Annotated in this window: 12 protein-coding genes; 9 read left to right on the top strand and 3 right to left on the bottom strand. The window is 40.6% G+C overall.

All coding sequences use genetic code 11. The annotated features are described in order from the left end of the window. Position 1: 1 nt before the first annotated feature. On the bottom strand, positions 2 to 1,894 hold the full coding sequence (locus OQX61_RS02880) for an ATP-binding protein (protein ID WP_265840151.1): 1,893 nt from the start codon (positions 1,892 to 1,894) through the stop codon (positions 2 to 4). Positions 1,895 to 2,018: 124 nt separating this feature from the next. Here OQX61_RS02880 and OQX61_RS02885 point away from each other — a divergent pair, with 124 nt between their 5' ends. Then, positions 2,019 to 3,341: a HAMP domain-containing sensor histidine kinase gene (locus OQX61_RS02885; protein ID WP_265840152.1), complete on the top strand. Its 1,323-nt coding sequence runs from the start codon at positions 2,019 to 2,021 to the stop codon at positions 3,339 to 3,341. Here the strand turns inward: OQX61_RS02885 and OQX61_RS02890 are convergent. Next, positions 3,338 to 3,994, bottom strand: coding sequence for a hypothetical protein (locus OQX61_RS02890; protein ID WP_265840153.1), 657 nt, complete (start codon positions 3,992 to 3,994; stop codon positions 3,338 to 3,340). The genes OQX61_RS02885 and OQX61_RS02890 overlap by 4 nt on opposite strands. Before the next feature lie 148 nt (positions 3,995 to 4,142). Between OQX61_RS02890 and OQX61_RS02895 the strand changes: the two genes are divergently transcribed. Together OQX61_RS02895 and OQX61_RS02900 are read left to right on the top strand one after the other, a co-directional pair. Further along, positions 4,143 to 4,574, top strand: coding sequence for a VOC family protein (locus tag OQX61_RS02895; protein WP_265840154.1), 432 nt, complete (start codon positions 4,143 to 4,145; stop codon positions 4,572 to 4,574). Positions 4,575 to 4,599: 25 nt separating this feature from the next. Then, positions 4,600 to 4,890, top strand: a complete 291-nt coding sequence (locus OQX61_RS02900) for a hypothetical protein (protein WP_265840155.1) — start codon at positions 4,600 to 4,602, stop codon at positions 4,888 to 4,890. Between the two features lie 629 nt (positions 4,891 to 5,519). Here OQX61_RS02900 and alaS read toward each other — a convergent pair. Further along, positions 5,520 to 8,222, bottom strand: a complete 2,703-nt coding sequence (gene alaS / locus OQX61_RS02905; RefSeq protein ID WP_265840156.1) for an alanine--tRNA ligase — start codon at positions 8,220 to 8,222, stop codon at positions 5,520 to 5,522. A gap of 118 nt (positions 8,223 to 8,340) precedes the next feature. Here alaS and OQX61_RS02910 point away from each other — a divergent pair, with 118 nt between their 5' ends. From OQX61_RS02910 to OQX61_RS02935, 6 genes are all read left to right on the top strand, one after another. Continuing rightward, positions 8,341 to 8,676 carry a MerR family transcriptional regulator gene (locus OQX61_RS02910; protein ID WP_062547648.1) on the top strand — a complete coding sequence of 112 codons (336 nt, stop codon included), beginning with the start codon at positions 8,341 to 8,343 and terminating at the stop codon, positions 8,674 to 8,676. Positions 8,677 to 8,732: 56 nt separating this feature from the next. Next, entirely contained in the window at positions 8,733 to 10,769 is a 2,037-nt protein-coding gene (locus OQX61_RS02915; protein ID WP_265840157.1) for a helix-hairpin-helix domain-containing protein, read from the top strand. 3 nt (positions 10,770 to 10,772) lie between these two features. After that, the gene (locus tag OQX61_RS02920; RefSeq protein ID WP_265840158.1) at positions 10,773 to 12,596 is read left to right on the top strand and encodes a ComEC/Rec2 family competence protein; all 1,824 of its coding nucleotides are present in this window, start codon (positions 10,773 to 10,775) and stop codon (positions 12,594 to 12,596) included. A 91-nt stretch (positions 12,597 to 12,687) separates the two neighbouring features. Then, the gene (locus tag OQX61_RS02925) at positions 12,688 to 13,467 is read left to right on the top strand and encodes an enoyl-CoA hydratase-related protein (RefSeq protein ID WP_265840160.1); all 780 of its coding nucleotides are present in this window, start codon (positions 12,688 to 12,690) and stop codon (positions 13,465 to 13,467) included. A gap of 78 nt (positions 13,468 to 13,545) precedes the next feature. Beyond that, positions 13,546 to 14,223, top strand: coding sequence for a hypothetical protein (locus OQX61_RS02930; protein ID WP_265840161.1), 678 nt, complete (start codon positions 13,546 to 13,548; stop codon positions 14,221 to 14,223). Between the two features lie 116 nt (positions 14,224 to 14,339). Next, positions 14,340 to 16,100: an alkaline phosphatase family protein gene (locus tag OQX61_RS02935; RefSeq protein WP_265840162.1), complete on the top strand. Its 1,761-nt coding sequence runs from the start codon at positions 14,340 to 14,342 to the stop codon at positions 16,098 to 16,100.

Raw genomic sequence — 16,100 nt, forward strand, 5'->3', positions numbered from 1 at the left:
ATTACTTGCTGTTGATCCAGTCTTCCGCGGACTGGATCTCTCCAAAAAACTGAATATCTACATTGCCAATATAGAGATCCGCACTCTTCTTCGCTGACAACTGACAAAAAACATCGTTAGAATTTATCCATGCGAAATGTGTTAAGCCTCCTTTTTCAATCATAGGAAACCAGATCTCTCCTACCCATTCTGAGGCATCAGACCAGGTGCCCAGCACCGCTCTGTTATCATTTAAAATCTTACTACATTCATTGGCCCTTAACATGCCCAACATCACCATAGCCCCATGCTGTACGGTTTCTTTGTTGTTAAAGCCCGTCCAGTATGCATCTAAACGATGGTTCACTTTGTTATAGCTGACCGTTAAACTGTCATCTTTATAGAATTGATGTCTTTCTACCTGACAGTCGACCGCAGCATATTCCTTTAGGGGAAGCCTGAAATAAAAGGTAGAACCGGCATCCAACTGGCTTTCAAGCCAAAAGCTGCCCTGATGTGCCTTCAATATTTCCGAACAAATGAACAGTCCCAACCCTAGCCCTTCGTAGCGCAAATCTTCATTATCTACACGGTAATACCGATCAAACAGCCGCTCCATTTCAAACGCGGCAATACCTATTCCAAAATCCTGTACAGAAACCACAATGTTATCAGACTGAATTTTGCCCTTCATCAGTACTTTGCCTCCGTTCGGGGAATATTTAACTGCATTGGTTAAGAAATTAATCAGCACCTGCTCAATTCTCAGCAGATCGCCATGATACGGAAGATCTATGCTGTGCTCCAGTAGCAGCTCATGATCCGGTGACACTGCCTGAACCGCATCCACTGCTCTTTGCATAATTTCATTAAAATTGAACTCCGCCTTATTAAAGCTCATGCTGCCGGAATTGATCTTGGTGACATCCAGTAAATCAGTGATCAGCTGTTCCAGGCGAAAGATATTGCTGGCAGATTTCTCCACAAAACCATGTAGTTTTTCGGGATCATTAGTCCTTTTCATCAATTGATTAAAGGCTTTTATGGAGGTTAAAGGTGTTTTTAACTCATGGCTCGCGATGGCAAGAAATTCATCCTTACGTTGTTCATTTGACTTCTGAATGTCAATGTTTGTATTTGTCCCCATCCACATTTTCAGTTCACCACTTTCTATCAGTGGAATGGCCTTTCCTAAATGCCATTTGTATTGTCCGTCTGCCATTCTCAGGCGGAATTCTACTGAATATTCAGAATTTTGACCTAGCGCATAACTCCATGCCCTGATGCAGGCAGGAAGATCGTCCGGATGAACAAAAGACTGCCATCCTACCCCTCTCAATTCTTCTAATGACTGTCCGAAATCACGGCAACAAATTTCATTCACATAATTGATGATCCCATGGGCGGTAGCTGTCCAGACCTGTTGAGGCATCGCATTCAGCAAAAACTCCAGGTGCTTTTCACTGGCTGCAATCTTTTTCTCACGTTGCTCTACTTTCTTCCTTTCGGAGATCAGGTTGCTGACGTCAAAACTGTACTGAATAATATACTGGATGGCACCATTTTCATCCAGGAAGGGTGTATGTGTAATATCCCAATACCTGGAAACGGTATTTCCTTTATAATCCGGATCTGGTAGTTCTAATCTCAATAGTGGCAACTGGTGTGGCTGTCTGGTATCCAAAACCCGTTGAAGAGAGGCTGAGAAGCCTAATTCAAATGGTATCAAAGGATCCTGAGGAAAAAGCCCGAAGAAATCTCTACCTTTTACTTCTGCCCTGGTCAACCCTTGAGCAGCTAAATATGCGTCACTAGCGGTAAGCACCGTCAATTCAGGGGAAAGCACCAAATAAAGACCCGGTACTGTTTCATACGTTTTTAAAAGGGCAGCAGGTAGTACAGCTAATTGTTCCATAATGTAATATTTTACCCACGTACAAGACTCATACCACGAATGCTAAAGCTTCACATAATTCAAAATCATTCCTTACAGCGCTATTATTTTCTACATCATCAATTACTTTGCTTATTTTTAGGTAATGATACCAGAAAGCATCACCCCCATTATCAATAGCTTAAAAAGACTGGTCTATTCACTTATCGGACCAAGTACGCATTTCAAGCCTGAGAATCAAGTTTTTAATGCAATTTGTCTACTTGCCATCCTCATCATCGGGTATGATGTGCCCTTTAATTATTACAATGGAATGGAAACTATTGCCAGGCTGTTTTCCGTTGTCCTGGTCGCATTGGCTTTCACCTACTACCTTTCCAGATTCAAAAAGCAGTTTAAATACAGTATCATTATCTCTTCTTTATTGGTATTACTAACCTTAGGAAGCATCTATTTTTTAAACAACGGGATAAAAGGGCCATCGTTACTCTCTTTTTCCATCGCGTTCTTTATGATTATGATCATTTCTCCCAGAAGTCAGTACTGGTTCTGGTCGATTCTTTGTCTGATAACCGGCTTGGGTTTACTCTTTTTTGAGTACAAAAATCCAGGGCTCATTCAAGATACTTATAAAGGTAGAGCGGCTGTTTTTGCAGACATGGCATCCACTTATATCATTACAATTCTGGTGACCTTTATCGGATTGTTCTATCTTAAAACCGCTTATTATAAAGAGAAGCAGGATGCCGAAGTAAAAACCGCAGCATTGGAACGAATGAACCATGAAAAGACTAAGTTCTTCTCTATCATTGCCCACGACCTTCGTGCACCGCTGGCTTCCATACAAAGTTATATGGAACTCTTCCGTATGGATATCCTTAGTATAGAGGAGAAAGAAATGATGGACAAAAAACTCAGCAACGCCATCATCGGTACGCAGGAGATGCTGGACAATATGCTTTCCTGGTCGCGTGCAGAGCTAAATGACGGAAAGGCAGCCATGGAAATCAACAAGTTGCATGAGGCGCTGGATTCTGTGATTATGATTCAAAAAGCCGCATCAAAAGAGAAGAAGATCACATTTACAGCAGAGATCGACCCCTCTCTGGAATTATTTTCCAATGTACATATGTTGCAACTGATTGTCAGGAACATCATCGGCAATGCGATCAAATTCACGCCTTCCGATGGTTTGATAGAATTGAATGCCAGCAGGTATGGAAAAGATTGCCTGATTGCCATCCGCGATACAGGAAACGGTATTCCTGAAGAAAATAAGTCAGAAATCTTTACGCTGAAAGCACAGTCTACTTTCGGCACTGCCAATGAAAAGGGGATTGGTCTCGGACTATTCCTTTGTAAAGAGTATACCCTGGCTCAGGGAGGAAGAATATGGTTTGAAAGCCAAAAAGGTGAGGGAACTGTTTTTTATGTGTCCCTCCCGCTTGCTATGCATACCAAAAATTAAGACATGCTCAGTTCCTGATCTTCCTCTGTACCGTTATTGAAAACCAATTTTACAGGAAATGATTTTGCCTTTTGTGTGGTAGGATACCAATCCCGATCCTGATTTACAAGGATCAATAAGCCATGGTCATCACCCAAAACCGTAAAATTATCCCGTGCTGGCTGCTTTTCATAGAGCTCCAGGTCGTATTTACCCATTAGCGTTTCTGCTAAAAATGCAACATCATCAGATACCAGTCCGATTTCAGTAATGGCCAATAGCGATGAGCCGTCAAAAGGAAGTCCGGATTCATTGTCAAGTTCGTAACGGCAAATTAGTTCCAGTACATTTTTATTGTTATCATAGAAATAGAAGGACTTAGCATTCCACTGTTCGAAGTCAGAAAAATCAGAGGACGGCGATATCGGGATAATCGGTGTTCTTTGCTTTAGCCATTCGTAAGCCTCCATCAGTTGGTTCTTTGGGATATCAAACGCAATATGGTAAACGGGCTGATCCGCTGTTGATACTTCAAATGAAAGTTTACTACTACCAATCCTAAAAGACACTTCATTTTCGCTTTTCTCCAGGGTAGGAATGTTTAATATTTGATTGTAAAACGTTTCCGTTTCTTCTAATTGACTGGTAATGATTTGCAATTCCTTAATCTCCATAACACGGTTCTTTTTTTACAGAACAAAGCTAAGGCCTAATGGTTAGGAAACATGGTGACAATAATTTATATCGCATATTATTGATCGATTCCAAATATTCTATTACCTTAATAGAATGATCTGTTAACCAGTTAAAAAGGAGAAATTTATGTCATATGAGACCACTTCAGTAAAACCGATAAAATTACAGGGATTTACACCTTTACTTTCGGTTTTCAATATGCCCACATCAGTACGCTTTTACCGTGACTTACTCGGTTTCGACGTGATAGAAACCTCCGAAGCTCCGGAAAGACCGGATAATTTCAAATGGGCACGATTGAGCCTGAATGGAATCGAACTACTGCTGGAACCCAGAGGAGAAAAAACATGTCCGAAACCAGCCACCGCTCATGATTGGCTGGAACGCCATGATATGTCCATCCACTTTGGATGTCCGGAATTAGATCATGTTTATGAATATCTGCAGTCCAATGGTGTGGATGTAACTGCACCAGCCCGCACTTCCTATGGCTATAAAGCCTTATATGTCCGGGATCCCGATGGATTTCCTCTGGTATTTCACTGGCCGGAAGCTTAGATATATTTTAATTTTGCTTTAATGGATGAAACAAGCAGAACGGTGTGCTGTTATTAGCAATATACTTAAACATGCAATTATGGCTACCCCAAAAAACCCGGAAGACAACCTTCCTCTCGATGATGCTTTAAATTCAGAAGCTGAGGATCAGCAAAGTCAGAAAGATATTCATTCTAATGGATTCGATGAAGATTTTGACAAACCCAAAGAGGTTGAACAACCAGAAATAGATTTACTTAAACAAGCGTTTGAAGCCTCAGAATCATCTTATACACTAGATGTAGATAAGGGGATTGCCCCGAAAAAAAAGTCTTAACAAAAGAAATCATCATAAGATAACTTCCTGCACAGTCGATGTACTTTGGCGGGAGTTATTTTTTATTGCTTAACGGCTATGTTGCCAGCAATAGCCTCCTCCTTTAACCATCCTTTTACATCTGGCACCTTTCTTCGTTGTCCCTTTACATCCGGTACTTACTGAACTATTACTTTTGATGCTCTTTTTTTCCGTAAAATCAGTTTTAGTATTGGTAGTACAGACACTACAAGACCCTCCTGAATTACAATTCCTGCAATAATTACAGGTTTTACAGGCCCTGCAAGTCCCATTAGCGTTACAGGTTGCACAATGCTTCCCCTCCCTAGTTACCCACCCGGCAGCCGAAATCTTCGGGAGATAACTCATGCTGCAAAATAATAGAATCCAATAAAGATGTTTCATTTTTGAGTACGTAAAAATCATTAACATCTGTGTATGATACAGAGAGGCCTTAGTCAAATCTATTATTTTAATTCAACAATTTTCGAATTGTTTTAGAACACTGTATAACAATATCTTAAAATCTATATTATAAAACAAAACCTCATTTTAGGAATAAAAAAAGGAGCTGTCTTTTCAGACAGCTCCTTTTTGTGAATATACTTTTGCCTGGTGGCAATTTTAATTTATGCTGGAATTAACGCTTCTACTTTAGTTAGAACCGTTGCTAAACCATCCTTGTTCTTACCACCTGCGGTAGCGTAGAATGGTTGGCCACCGCCACCACCCTGAATATCCTTAGCCAGTTCTCTAACAATGTTCGAAGCATTCAGACCTTTGCTTTTAATCAGATTTTCCGAAAGCATTACCGTAATACCTGGTTTGTCATCGATCAAAGTAGTGAACACTAAAAATAGGTCATCTACTAAATCTTTCACTGCGAAAGCCAGATTTTTCACGGCATCTGCATTTGGAAGGTCTACATGAGTTGCAATCACATTTACCCCATGAATGGTTTTAAGGTGATGAACAATCTCATGTTTTAAGCTCGCACTCTGCTCTCCTACTGCTTTTTCAGCTTCTTTTTTCAGCTTCGCATTCTCTTCCAGTAAAGAAGATACCGCTGCTTTAAGATCTTTATTACCTTTTAATAAAGTTCTCAGCTCATTCAGCTCTCTGTTTTGTTCTAAAATAAAAGCTTCGGCTTTATCCGCTGTGATCGCTTCAATACGTCTCACACCTGCCGCTACTGCACTTTCAGAAATGATCTTGAAGTATCCAATCTGTCCGGTAGCCTTTACGTGTGTACCACCACAAAGTTCTTTTGAATAATGATCATCAAAAGTAATAACACGTACAAAATCACCATATTTCTCTCCGAACAAAGCGGTTACACCACTGGAAATTGCCTGTTCATAAGGCACATCTCTTTGTTCTTTCAATGGAATATTTTCTCTGATCTTTTGATTCACCAAATGCTCCACCTGCGCCAGATCCTCTTCACTGATTTTCGCGAAATGAGAAAAGTCAAAACGTAAGTAATCAGGATTTACAAGGGAACCTTTCTGGTTCACATGATTTCCAAGTACCTTCTTTAAAGCCGCATGTAGTAAATGCGTAGCCGTATGGTTATCCTGCGACAATAAACGCTTGTCTTCATCTATAACCGCCCAGAACAGACCATCTAAATCTTCAGGTAAAGTATCTGTATAATGAACAATCACACCATTTTCTTTCTTCGTATCAGTTACTTCTACAAAGAACATTCTACTGTGGTCTTCTAATCTACCGGTATCACCAACTTGTCCGCCGCTTTCTGCATAGAAAGGAGTTTTGCTCAATACAATCTGGTATTGCTCTTTACCTTTCGCACTAACTTTACGGTATTTAATAATTTTCGTTTCTACTTCAAAATCATCATAACCTACGAAATCAGTTTCCAGATCAGAATTCACCATGATCCAGTCGCCGGTATCAACTGCAGTAGCCGCTCTTGATCTTTCTTTCTGTAAGGTTAAAGCTTTATTATATTCATCCATATCAACGGTCCAGCGTTTTTCTCTGGCCATCAGTTCGGTTAAATCGATAGGGAATCCATAAGTATCATTCAGCTCGAAAGCGAACTCTCCGGAAATCACCATCTGGTCTTTTAAGATGCTGTATACCCAATTGTCATCAAATGATTTCTCAAGTTCAATGGCATTCTCAGACATCAGTAACTCACCTTGTTTCTTAGTATATGCTTCAAAACGTTGAATCCCTGTAGCCAAAGTTCTCAGGAAGGAAACTTCTTCCTCCAATACTACCTTTTGTACGAAATCCTGTTGTAAATAAAGCTCATCAAAAACACCTTTAAACTGATTGGCTAAAACTGGCACCAACTGATTTAAAAACGGCTCTTTCAGGTTTAAGAAAGTATAGGCATATCTTACTGCACGACGAAGAATACGACGGATCACATAACCGGCTTTATTATTTGAAGGCAGCTGACCATCCGCAATCACAAAAGATATCGCACGGATATGATCTGCCATTACACGCATAGCGATGTCTGTTTTCTCATCAGTACCATATACTACACCAGAATGTTCAGCGATGAACTGAATCATTGGCTGGAAAACATCCGTATCGTAGTTAGAAGATTTCTCCTGTAACACACGTACCAAACGTTCAAATCCCATTCCTGTATCTACGTGTTGTGCTGGTAATGGCTGTAATGAACCATCTTTAAGACGGTTAAACTGCATAAATACATTGTTCCAAATCTCAATTACCTGAGGATGGTCAGCATTTACCAGGTCTTTTCCGCTTACTGCGGCACGTTCTTCTGCTGATCTGCAATCTACATGGATTTCTGAACAAGGACCACAAGGTCCCATATCGCCCATTTCCCAGAAGTTGTCTTTTTTATTTCCTAATATGATCCGGTCTTCCGGAACAAATTGTTTCCAAAGGTCATAAGCTTCCGTATCTCTCGGCAAGCCTTCTTTCTCATCTCCTTCGAAGATGGACACATATAATTTTTCCTTAGGGATTTTATATACTTCGGTTAAAAGTTCCCAGCTCCAGGAAATGGCTTCTTTTTTAAAGTAATCACCAAAGCTCCAGTTCCCCAACATTTCAAACATGGTATGGTGATAGGTATCAATCCCCACCTCTTCCAGGTCATTGTGTTTACCAGAAACACGTAAACAACGTTGTGTATCGGTTACACGTGGATATTTGATGGGTGCTTCACCCAGAAACAAATCCTTAAACTGGTTCATTCCCGCATTGGTGAACATCAATGTAGGGTCATTCTTTACTACAATTGGTGCAGATGGAACAATATGATGTTGTTTCGATTCAAAAAATTTTAAGTATGCCTGTCTGATTTCCTTAGCTGTCATCCTTCTCTATATTAGTGGTGAACAAAATTAAAATTTTATTGCGGTATTCTACTAAAATCCCTTTACATTTGAACACTTTATATAAATTCCGTAAACCACTAATAATCAATATCAAACTATGCCTTACAAAGAACGGGAAATTAATAAAATGTATTATACGATGGGCGAAGTGACCGAAATGTTTAACGTAAATGCATCTCAGATCCGCTTTTATGAGAAAGAATTTGATGTACTACAGCCTAAGAAAAACAAAAAAGGTAACCGTTTATTCACTCCTGAAGACATTGAAAATCTAAAGATCATTTTCCACCTGGTAGATGATAAAGGCTTCACCCTTAAAGGAGCCAAAGAACACTTAAAAAACAACACCTCCGAAGTAAAAGAAAACCAAAAGATCATTGCTTCTCTGGAAAAGTTAAAAGACTTTTTACTAAAGTTAAACGAAGAGATATAAGTTTATTATTAAATAATTCTTATTTTAGATAAATAATATAGTGATTAGGCAGCATCATGTCCTACTCACTATTTTTTTGCTTTATCCTCCTGCTCAGTTATGCAAGCCTTCCTGCCTCCGCACAGGAAGCTGAACAAGTAAAAGAATTGAGGGAGCGCCTTGCCGAAAACGGAAAGGAGGAAGAAGACTTATCTGCTTTCGAAGAACAGCTGGAGGTGCTCAGGAAAAACCCGATAGACCTGAACCATACGAATGCAGAAGAGCTGAAAAAACTCATTTCTCTTTCTCCCCTTCAGATTAACAGCTTTTTTCAGCACCTGCTGATTAACGGAAAATTGCTGGATCTGCTCGAACTACAATCTATTTCCGGCTTTGACCAGGAGACCATTACTAAAATCCAACCTTTCGTTACCCTTAACCCGGTTAGCCCTTATGCCGTAATAAAGCTTAAGGACCTTTACCGGGAAGCTGAACAGCAATTGTTATGGCGATATGGCAGAACACTGGAGCAGCAAAAAGGGTTCAGGGATTTACCGGGAAGCAGATACCTTGGCTCCGCAGATAAGCTGTTACTGAGCTACAAATACCAGTATCCCAAAATCGGTTCAATCTCTCTATTAATGAAGAAAGATGCCGGTGAAACCCTAGGCAGTGGCACAATCCCTGTTGATTTTCTATCGGGCAATATTGCGCTCTTCAATTACCGACGCATTCAGAAGCTGATCATAGGTGATTATACCTTGCAATTTGGACAAGGCCTCTCTCTTTGGTCAGGATTTTCGTTGGGCAAAGGACCGGATGTGACCAGCGTTGCCAGTAAAGATCTGAGCTTAAAACCCTATACTTCATCCAATGAAAGCGCTTTTTTCAGGGGGATCGCCAGCACAATTCAATTGCCTGCAAAGCTCTATTTGACCCCCTTTTATTCTTTCAGAAAACGGGATGCAAGTTTAAAATCCGGCACAGACGGTGAGCTCAGCTTAACCACCATTTCGGAAAGCGGCCTACACCGTACAGCTTCCGAAATCAGGAACAGAAAGCAACTCTCACAGCAGGTTTATGGTGCAACCTTACAATACCTGAGTAATCCGCTAAACCTTGGCTTTTCCGCTTATCATAGCCAGTATGACCAAACTTTCACCAGAGAACCTACCACCTACAAAAAATACAACTTCGAAGGCAGAAGACTAAGTAATTTCGGCCTCCATTATAACACCAGCTTTCAGAATATTTACTTTTATGGGGAGCTGGCCAAGGCTAACCCCGGTGGATGGGCAGGATTACAAGGCGCAATGACCAGCCTTTCCAAATCTGTTTCCATGGTGCTGCTCTATCGGAAATACGACAAAGATTACCATAGCTTTTTTAGTCAGGCGATTGGAGAAAACACAGAAACCAGCAATGAAAAGGGGCTTTATCTCGGTTTAAATTACCTTCCTGGTTCACATTGGAAATTTGCCCTTTACCTCGATTATTTTAAGTTCCCGGAAAAAAAGTACAGGGTAGACACTGCTTCCTCCGGATATGAAGCGCTGGCCCAATTAGTTTATACGCCTTCAAAGCAACTTAAAATTACCGCGCGCTTTAAAACCGAAAGGAAGCAACAAAATCCCACAGCAAAAAACACCATACGATCTTTAGATAAAGTCTTAAAAAGCAGTTTTAGGTTTGACTGCAACTGGAAGCTTAACCGGAAGTTCAACAGCCAGCAACGGGTAGAGTTGATCCAATACCAACAGGGAAGCCAGCTAAAGGAATTCGGCTACCTCATCTATCAGGACCTTGATTATACGCCCATGCATTCTAAAATCTCCGGCAATATCCGTTTGGCTTATTTTAATACGCCTTCTTATCAGTCCCGCATCTATGCTTATGAAGCCGATGTGTTATACGGATCAGGTTCCGGAGGATATTATGGCCAGGGCATCCGCACTTTTTTAAACCTCCGTTACCGTTTACTGAAAAAGCTGGATATATGGAGTCGGTATGCCCTCTATTATTACCCTCATCTAAAACTAATCAGCTCAGGACTGGATGAAATTAACGGGAATAAGAAATCAGAACTCAAGTTATTAATCCGTCATCAATTTTAAGAGATGAACAGTTCAGAAAAACCGTTGCAAGTGTTCCCCAGAATCCTCCTTCCCTACATCCTGGGAGTTGTAGTGTTTTATCATTTTAGATCCGGGGATTTTATATATGGATTAATAGTGATCAATCTCGCCTTGCTAACCGGATTGCTCCTCCTAAACGGGCATTATTTAGAAATTAAAGCTTATCGTTTTAAATCATGGATCGGGCTGCTGTTTCATTTGTTCTTATTCTTTTTCGGTGGATTGATGTGTTACCATCATCAAAGCCTGGTCAAACAAGACCATTTTTCAAAATCAACAACAGCCAGTTATTTAAAAGTTCAGGTGACCGATGAGCCACAGCGAAAAGGGGATATATTGAGGTTTAAAGGAGAAATTAAAGCAGTTTATCTGTATAAAAAACAAGCTCCGCTTAAAGCCTCCGGAATAATCATGATCACCATCAAACCAGATCCGAAGCAACCTTTGGTAATTGATTACGGCGCAACATTACTGATTCCTGCGCGTTTTACGGCTATCAGTCCCCCTTTCCACCCTGCACAATTTGATTATCAGGCCTGGCTAGCCTCGCAAAATATCCATCACCAAAGCTTTTTACCACAAAATGAGATTTTGAAACTGAGCCCAAATTCCGGAAACAGGTTGTTTGCGTTTGCAATAGCCCTCAGGACTCAGCAGGTGGAACGGTATAAAAAGCTACTCAAAGACAGCAATTCAGTGGCATTGGCCTCTACCCTAATCCTCGGCTATCGTGCGGAACTCAGCAAAGAAACACTGGATATCTATTCGAAAACCGGCACCATCCATGCACTTTCTGTTTCCGGAATGCACGTGGGCCTGATTTATCTTGTTCTAAATTACGTCCTTGCTTTCCTTAACCGAAGCAGGGCATGGAAACATCCTAAGCTATTTCTCATCCTTGGCTTACTCTGGTTTTATGCTTTGCTGACCGGCTGCACACCCTCAGTTCTTCGCGCTGTCCTCATGCTCTCGGTACTTTTAATTGGAAAAACTTACTCCAGATCCACAAACAGCTATAATATTCTATCCTTTGCTGCCTTTTTTATGCTGCTGTATGATCCGTTCTTAATCTGGGATGTTGGTTTTCAACTTTCCTTTCTGGCAGTGCTTGGCCTCATCTATCTGCAACCTAAATTACAAGATTGCTGGCCGACAGAAAACAACCTACAGGACTCCCGGCCCTTTAAAAACACCCTGGCTTATAAATTATGGGGCATGATTTCCATGTCTTTATCCGCACAACTTTTCACCTTTCCCTTGTCCATATATTACTTCCATCAATTTCCGGTTTATTTCTTACTGAGCAACCTGTTTATCCTGCTTCCAATTACTTTGCTCATGTATCTGGGGATTTTACTGCTGATCCCCGGCCTTGATTTTCTAGCCCCCGCTGTCAACTGGCTGATTCAGTTCAACAATTCCGGATTACAATACCTGGCGGCGCTACCCTGTTCCAGCTTAACCGGAATCCGGATCAGTAAATTAGAATTGTTACTCCTTTCTATTTCCTTAACATTAGGGCTACTTGCCTTAGTAAAGTGTAACTGGAAACTACTGATTGCTACTTTCGCCGTTTTTTTACCCTTGCAACTTTCCATCAGCCTAACCTCGGTCAAAAGATACCATCAACAACAGGTAATCCATTTTAACATCCCAAAACACAAAGCCATAGCTTATATTTTTTCGCATCAGGCTACTGTTTACACCCAACTAAAACAGGAAGATCCCGGTTTCCGATATTTTATTCAACCGGTATTAGACTACCATCAAATCCGGTTTCTAAAAATCAGATCACTCCCTCCTTAATCCCGCATTCATTTCAAAACGTTTTAACCACAATGATTCGCTTTTTATTTACTTTTGATAAGAAAGCAAAAGAAACTTAGCCCCAAACTCTATGACAGCGCCATTGGTTTTATACTCTGTTGAGCAACGTATCGCCACTATTTCTATTAATCGCCCCGAAAAGCGTAATGCCCTGAATCCGGAGCTGGTTACCCTACTTAGAGAAACATTAATTGAGGCTTCTGAGGATGACGAGGTCAAAGTCATCATTTTAAAAGCAAATGGTAACACCTTCAGTGCGGGTGCCGACCTTGCCTATTTACAGCAGCTGCAACAAAACAGTTATGAAGAAAATCTGGCTGATTCCGAAAATTTAAAACGCTTATTTACCACCATCTATTACTTACCTAAAGTGGTAATTGCCCAGGTAGAAGGTCATGCCATTGCCGGTGGTTGTGGTTTAGCTACCGTATGCGATATTACCTTCGCCGTTCCGGAAGCTAATTTTGGTTACACGGAAGTGAAGCTGGGATTTGTACCCGCAATCGTGTCCTGCTTTTTACTTAGAAAAACATCTGAAACAATTGCCAGGAGAATACTGTTAACAGGAGAATTGTTCTCTGCACAGCAGGCTCTGGACTATGGATTGATCACTTTTGTAACAAACAAAGAAGACATTAATCTTAAGGTTACAGAATTTGCATTAAGTTTGTGCACTGAAACTTCTGCCAATTCCCTGATGGTAACCAAACAATTGATTGGTCAAACCACCAACCCCCAGTTAGAGAGCTGTCTGTCACTGGCTGTTCAGATCAATGCAAGGGTAAGAGATAGTGAAGATTTCAAAAAAGGTGTTGCTGCCTTTATCAGCAAAGAGAAAATACAATGGTAATTGTATCAAACCAGTACAAGTACCCATCAATTCAACATTAATACGAATCAATAATTGCAAACACTAAAAACTACTTATATGTTAAAATCAATTAAAACCGGAGTTTTAGCTGCTGTTCTTGTCAGCACAGCAATCTTCGCTCATGCTCAAAAGAAAATTACTGAAGGGACTGTCGTTTACGGCATAGCGTATTCCTTAACTCCGGAACAAGAGCCGATGGCGGCAATGTTCCCTGCAGAATCCAAAATTAAGTTCAATGGCAATATGTCCAGGATGGAAATGCAACAAGGTGCAGCAACCATTACAGTACTTGCAAACATTGTAGATTTAAACTCATTGGTACTGATTGATGTACCAATTGCGCAAATGCAATTCGCAGTAAAAGGCACTAAAGCAGATTACGATAAAGAAAAAGCAAATGACCCTAAGTTCAGTGATTTCGTAGCTACAGGTGAGAAAAAAACGATCTTAAATTACAATGCAGAAAAATACACTTATAAAGATGATAAAGGTGGCACTTACGAATTGTGGGCAACCACTGACGTTGAGCTTCCTGCTGGTTTAATAGGTCGTGAATTCAAGGATGTTAAAGGAACGCCGGTTGTATTCACCAGCTTCAACAAAGGCATCAAATCTACAGCTACTATAAAAAGTCTGGTAGCAGAAAAAGCAGGTCCTTTCACTTTAGATGTACCTAAAGGTTATGAAGTGAAAACAATGGAAGAAATCATGGCAATGCAGGGTGGAGGTCAATAGCATACGCTAAAATGTTTAGAAGCCTTATTTTTTTACTCAGATTCTATATTTTCTGGTTGTTATTTTTCTTTATCGACCGGTTAGTATTTCTTCTAATTTATCATAAAAAGCTGGTTATGGTTCCCTTATCGGAAACCATGACCACTTTCTATCACGCCTTACTATTAGACCTATCGATGACGGCATATCTTGCGGTCATTCCTGTTTTAGGCTATATTTTCTGGTTATTCAGTGGTTGGAAATCCGTTAACATCAAATGGATCTCTATTTATAATTTAGTATTGCTGGTTCTGTTCAGCATCATTTCAGTTGTTAATTTTAATATATACCGCGAATGGGGGACTAAAGTAAATGCCAAAGCCTTTGGTTTTGCAGTTTCTTCACCCGGAGAAGCTTTGGCTTCCGGTGCCTCTTCCCCTGTTGCCTTATCCCTGTTTGTACTCGTATTCCTGATCATCGCCGGGTTCTTCCTGCAGAAGCGACTGATCCCCAAACAACTTTCTTTTGAAAAATCACCGATCTGGCTGCGTGCCGTATTTTCTATCCTACTCATCGTTTTCACGTTTATGTTTATCCGTGGAGGTTTTAAAGGATCGCCAATTACGCAAAGTATGTCGTATTTCTCTAAGGAACAACTGCTCAACCATGCTGCGGTAAACACAGAATGGAACCTGCTCAGAAGTCTGCTTTCAGAGAAAATGACCCGCCAGAATCCTTATATATACCTTGATCCTAAAAAGGCAGATCAGCTAATCCAGGATTTGTATGCTACAGAAAAAGACAGCACCACCCATATTTTAACCACCAACAGGCCCAATGTGGTCATGGTGATTATTGAAAGTTTCACCGCCGATCTTACGCAAACCCTTGGAAATGAAACGGGCATTACCCCTCATTTCGATTCTTTAATGAACAAAGGTGTGTCATTTGATCAGCTTTATGCTTCCGGCAGTCGCACCGATAAAGGCATTATCGCCAGCCTTGCTGGATTCCCTACCCTTGCTGCCGGCAGCATTGTGAGATACCCGGAGAAAATGCAAAAACTACCAGCTATTTCTCATTCACTAGCCAGGAATGGCTACCATACCTCTTTCTATTATGGGGGAGAATCAGAATTCGACAATTACAAAGCTTTTATCCTCAGCCATGATTATCAAAAGCTCATCGATAGGAACAGCTTCTCCGGGAATTCCCCAAAATCCTTTTGGGGACAGTATGATGAAGCCGTATTTGACAGGCAACTACAGGAATTGAATACCGAGAAACAACCTTTCTATTCCACCCTGCTTACCCTGACCAATCATGAGCCTTACAGCCTTCCCGGGAAACATAAATTCGGCAATACCAATAATGTGGAGCAGTTTAAAAGTACCGCCTGGTATACGGATTCCTGTATCAATGCTTATTTAAACAATGCAAAAAAGCAACCCTGGTATAACAATACGCTGTTTATATTCGTAGCGGATCATGGCCATGTATTGCCAAAACAAAATCAGGACATTTCCTCACCAGGCCGTTATCATATCCCACTCGTGTTTTTAGGAGAAGTCATTAAAAAGGAATTCAGGGGTAAAAAATATAGTAATGTGGGCTCGCAGGTAGACATTGCGGCCACCTTGCTTGCGCAATTAAATATTCCTGCTAAAGATTTTGAATGGAGTAAAAACCTGCTAAACCCTTATGCTAAACCATTTGCTTACTTCAGCTGGGACAATGGTATGGGCTTTATTGATAACGAGCAATGTATTACCTTTGATAATGTAGGTAAAATGACCTTATTCAACAGTAATGACAAGGACAAAGAAGGAACCGAAAAGCGGTTAAACCTGGCGAAAGCTTACCTTCAAAAAGTATATCAGCAATTTATATCACTATAA

Origin of the sequence: Pedobacter sp. PLR, assembly GCF_026239675.1 — a bacterium.
Classification (GTDB): Bacteria; Bacteroidota; Bacteroidia; order Sphingobacteriales; family Sphingobacteriaceae; genus Pedobacter.

Coding starts and splice junctions, on each gene's coding strand:
- OQX61_RS02880 (WP_265840151.1), bottom strand. CDS start 1,894: ATGGAACAATTAGCTGTACTACCTGCTGCCCTTTTAAAAACGTATGAA.
- OQX61_RS02885 (WP_265840152.1), top strand. CDS start 2,019: ATGATACCAGAAAGCATCACCCCCATTATCAATAGCTTAAAAAGACTG.
- OQX61_RS02920 (WP_265840158.1), top strand. CDS start 10,773: ATGAACAGTTCAGAAAAACCGTTGCAAGTGTTCCCCAGAATCCTCCTT.
- OQX61_RS02925 (WP_265840160.1), top strand. CDS start 12,688: ATGACAGCGCCATTGGTTTTATACTCTGTTGAGCAACGTATCGCCACT.
- OQX61_RS02935 (WP_265840162.1), top strand. CDS start 14,340: ATGGTTCCCTTATCGGAAACCATGACCACTTTCTATCACGCCTTACTA.
- OQX61_RS02890 (WP_265840153.1), bottom strand. CDS start 3,994: ATGGAGATTAAGGAATTGCAAATCATTACCAGTCAATTAGAAGAAACG.
- OQX61_RS02910 (WP_062547648.1), top strand. CDS start 8,341: ATGCCTTACAAAGAACGGGAAATTAATAAAATGTATTATACGATGGGC.
- OQX61_RS02895 (WP_265840154.1), top strand. CDS start 4,143: ATGTCATATGAGACCACTTCAGTAAAACCGATAAAATTACAGGGATTT.
- OQX61_RS02915 (WP_265840157.1), top strand. CDS start 8,733: ATGTCCTACTCACTATTTTTTTGCTTTATCCTCCTGCTCAGTTATGCA.
- OQX61_RS02930 (WP_265840161.1), top strand. CDS start 13,546: ATGTTAAAATCAATTAAAACCGGAGTTTTAGCTGCTGTTCTTGTCAGC.
- alaS (WP_265840156.1), bottom strand. CDS start 8,222: ATGACAGCTAAGGAAATCAGACAGGCATACTTAAAATTTTTTGAATCG.
- OQX61_RS02900 (WP_265840155.1), top strand. CDS start 4,600: ATGAAACAAGCAGAACGGTGTGCTGTTATTAGCAATATACTTAAACAT.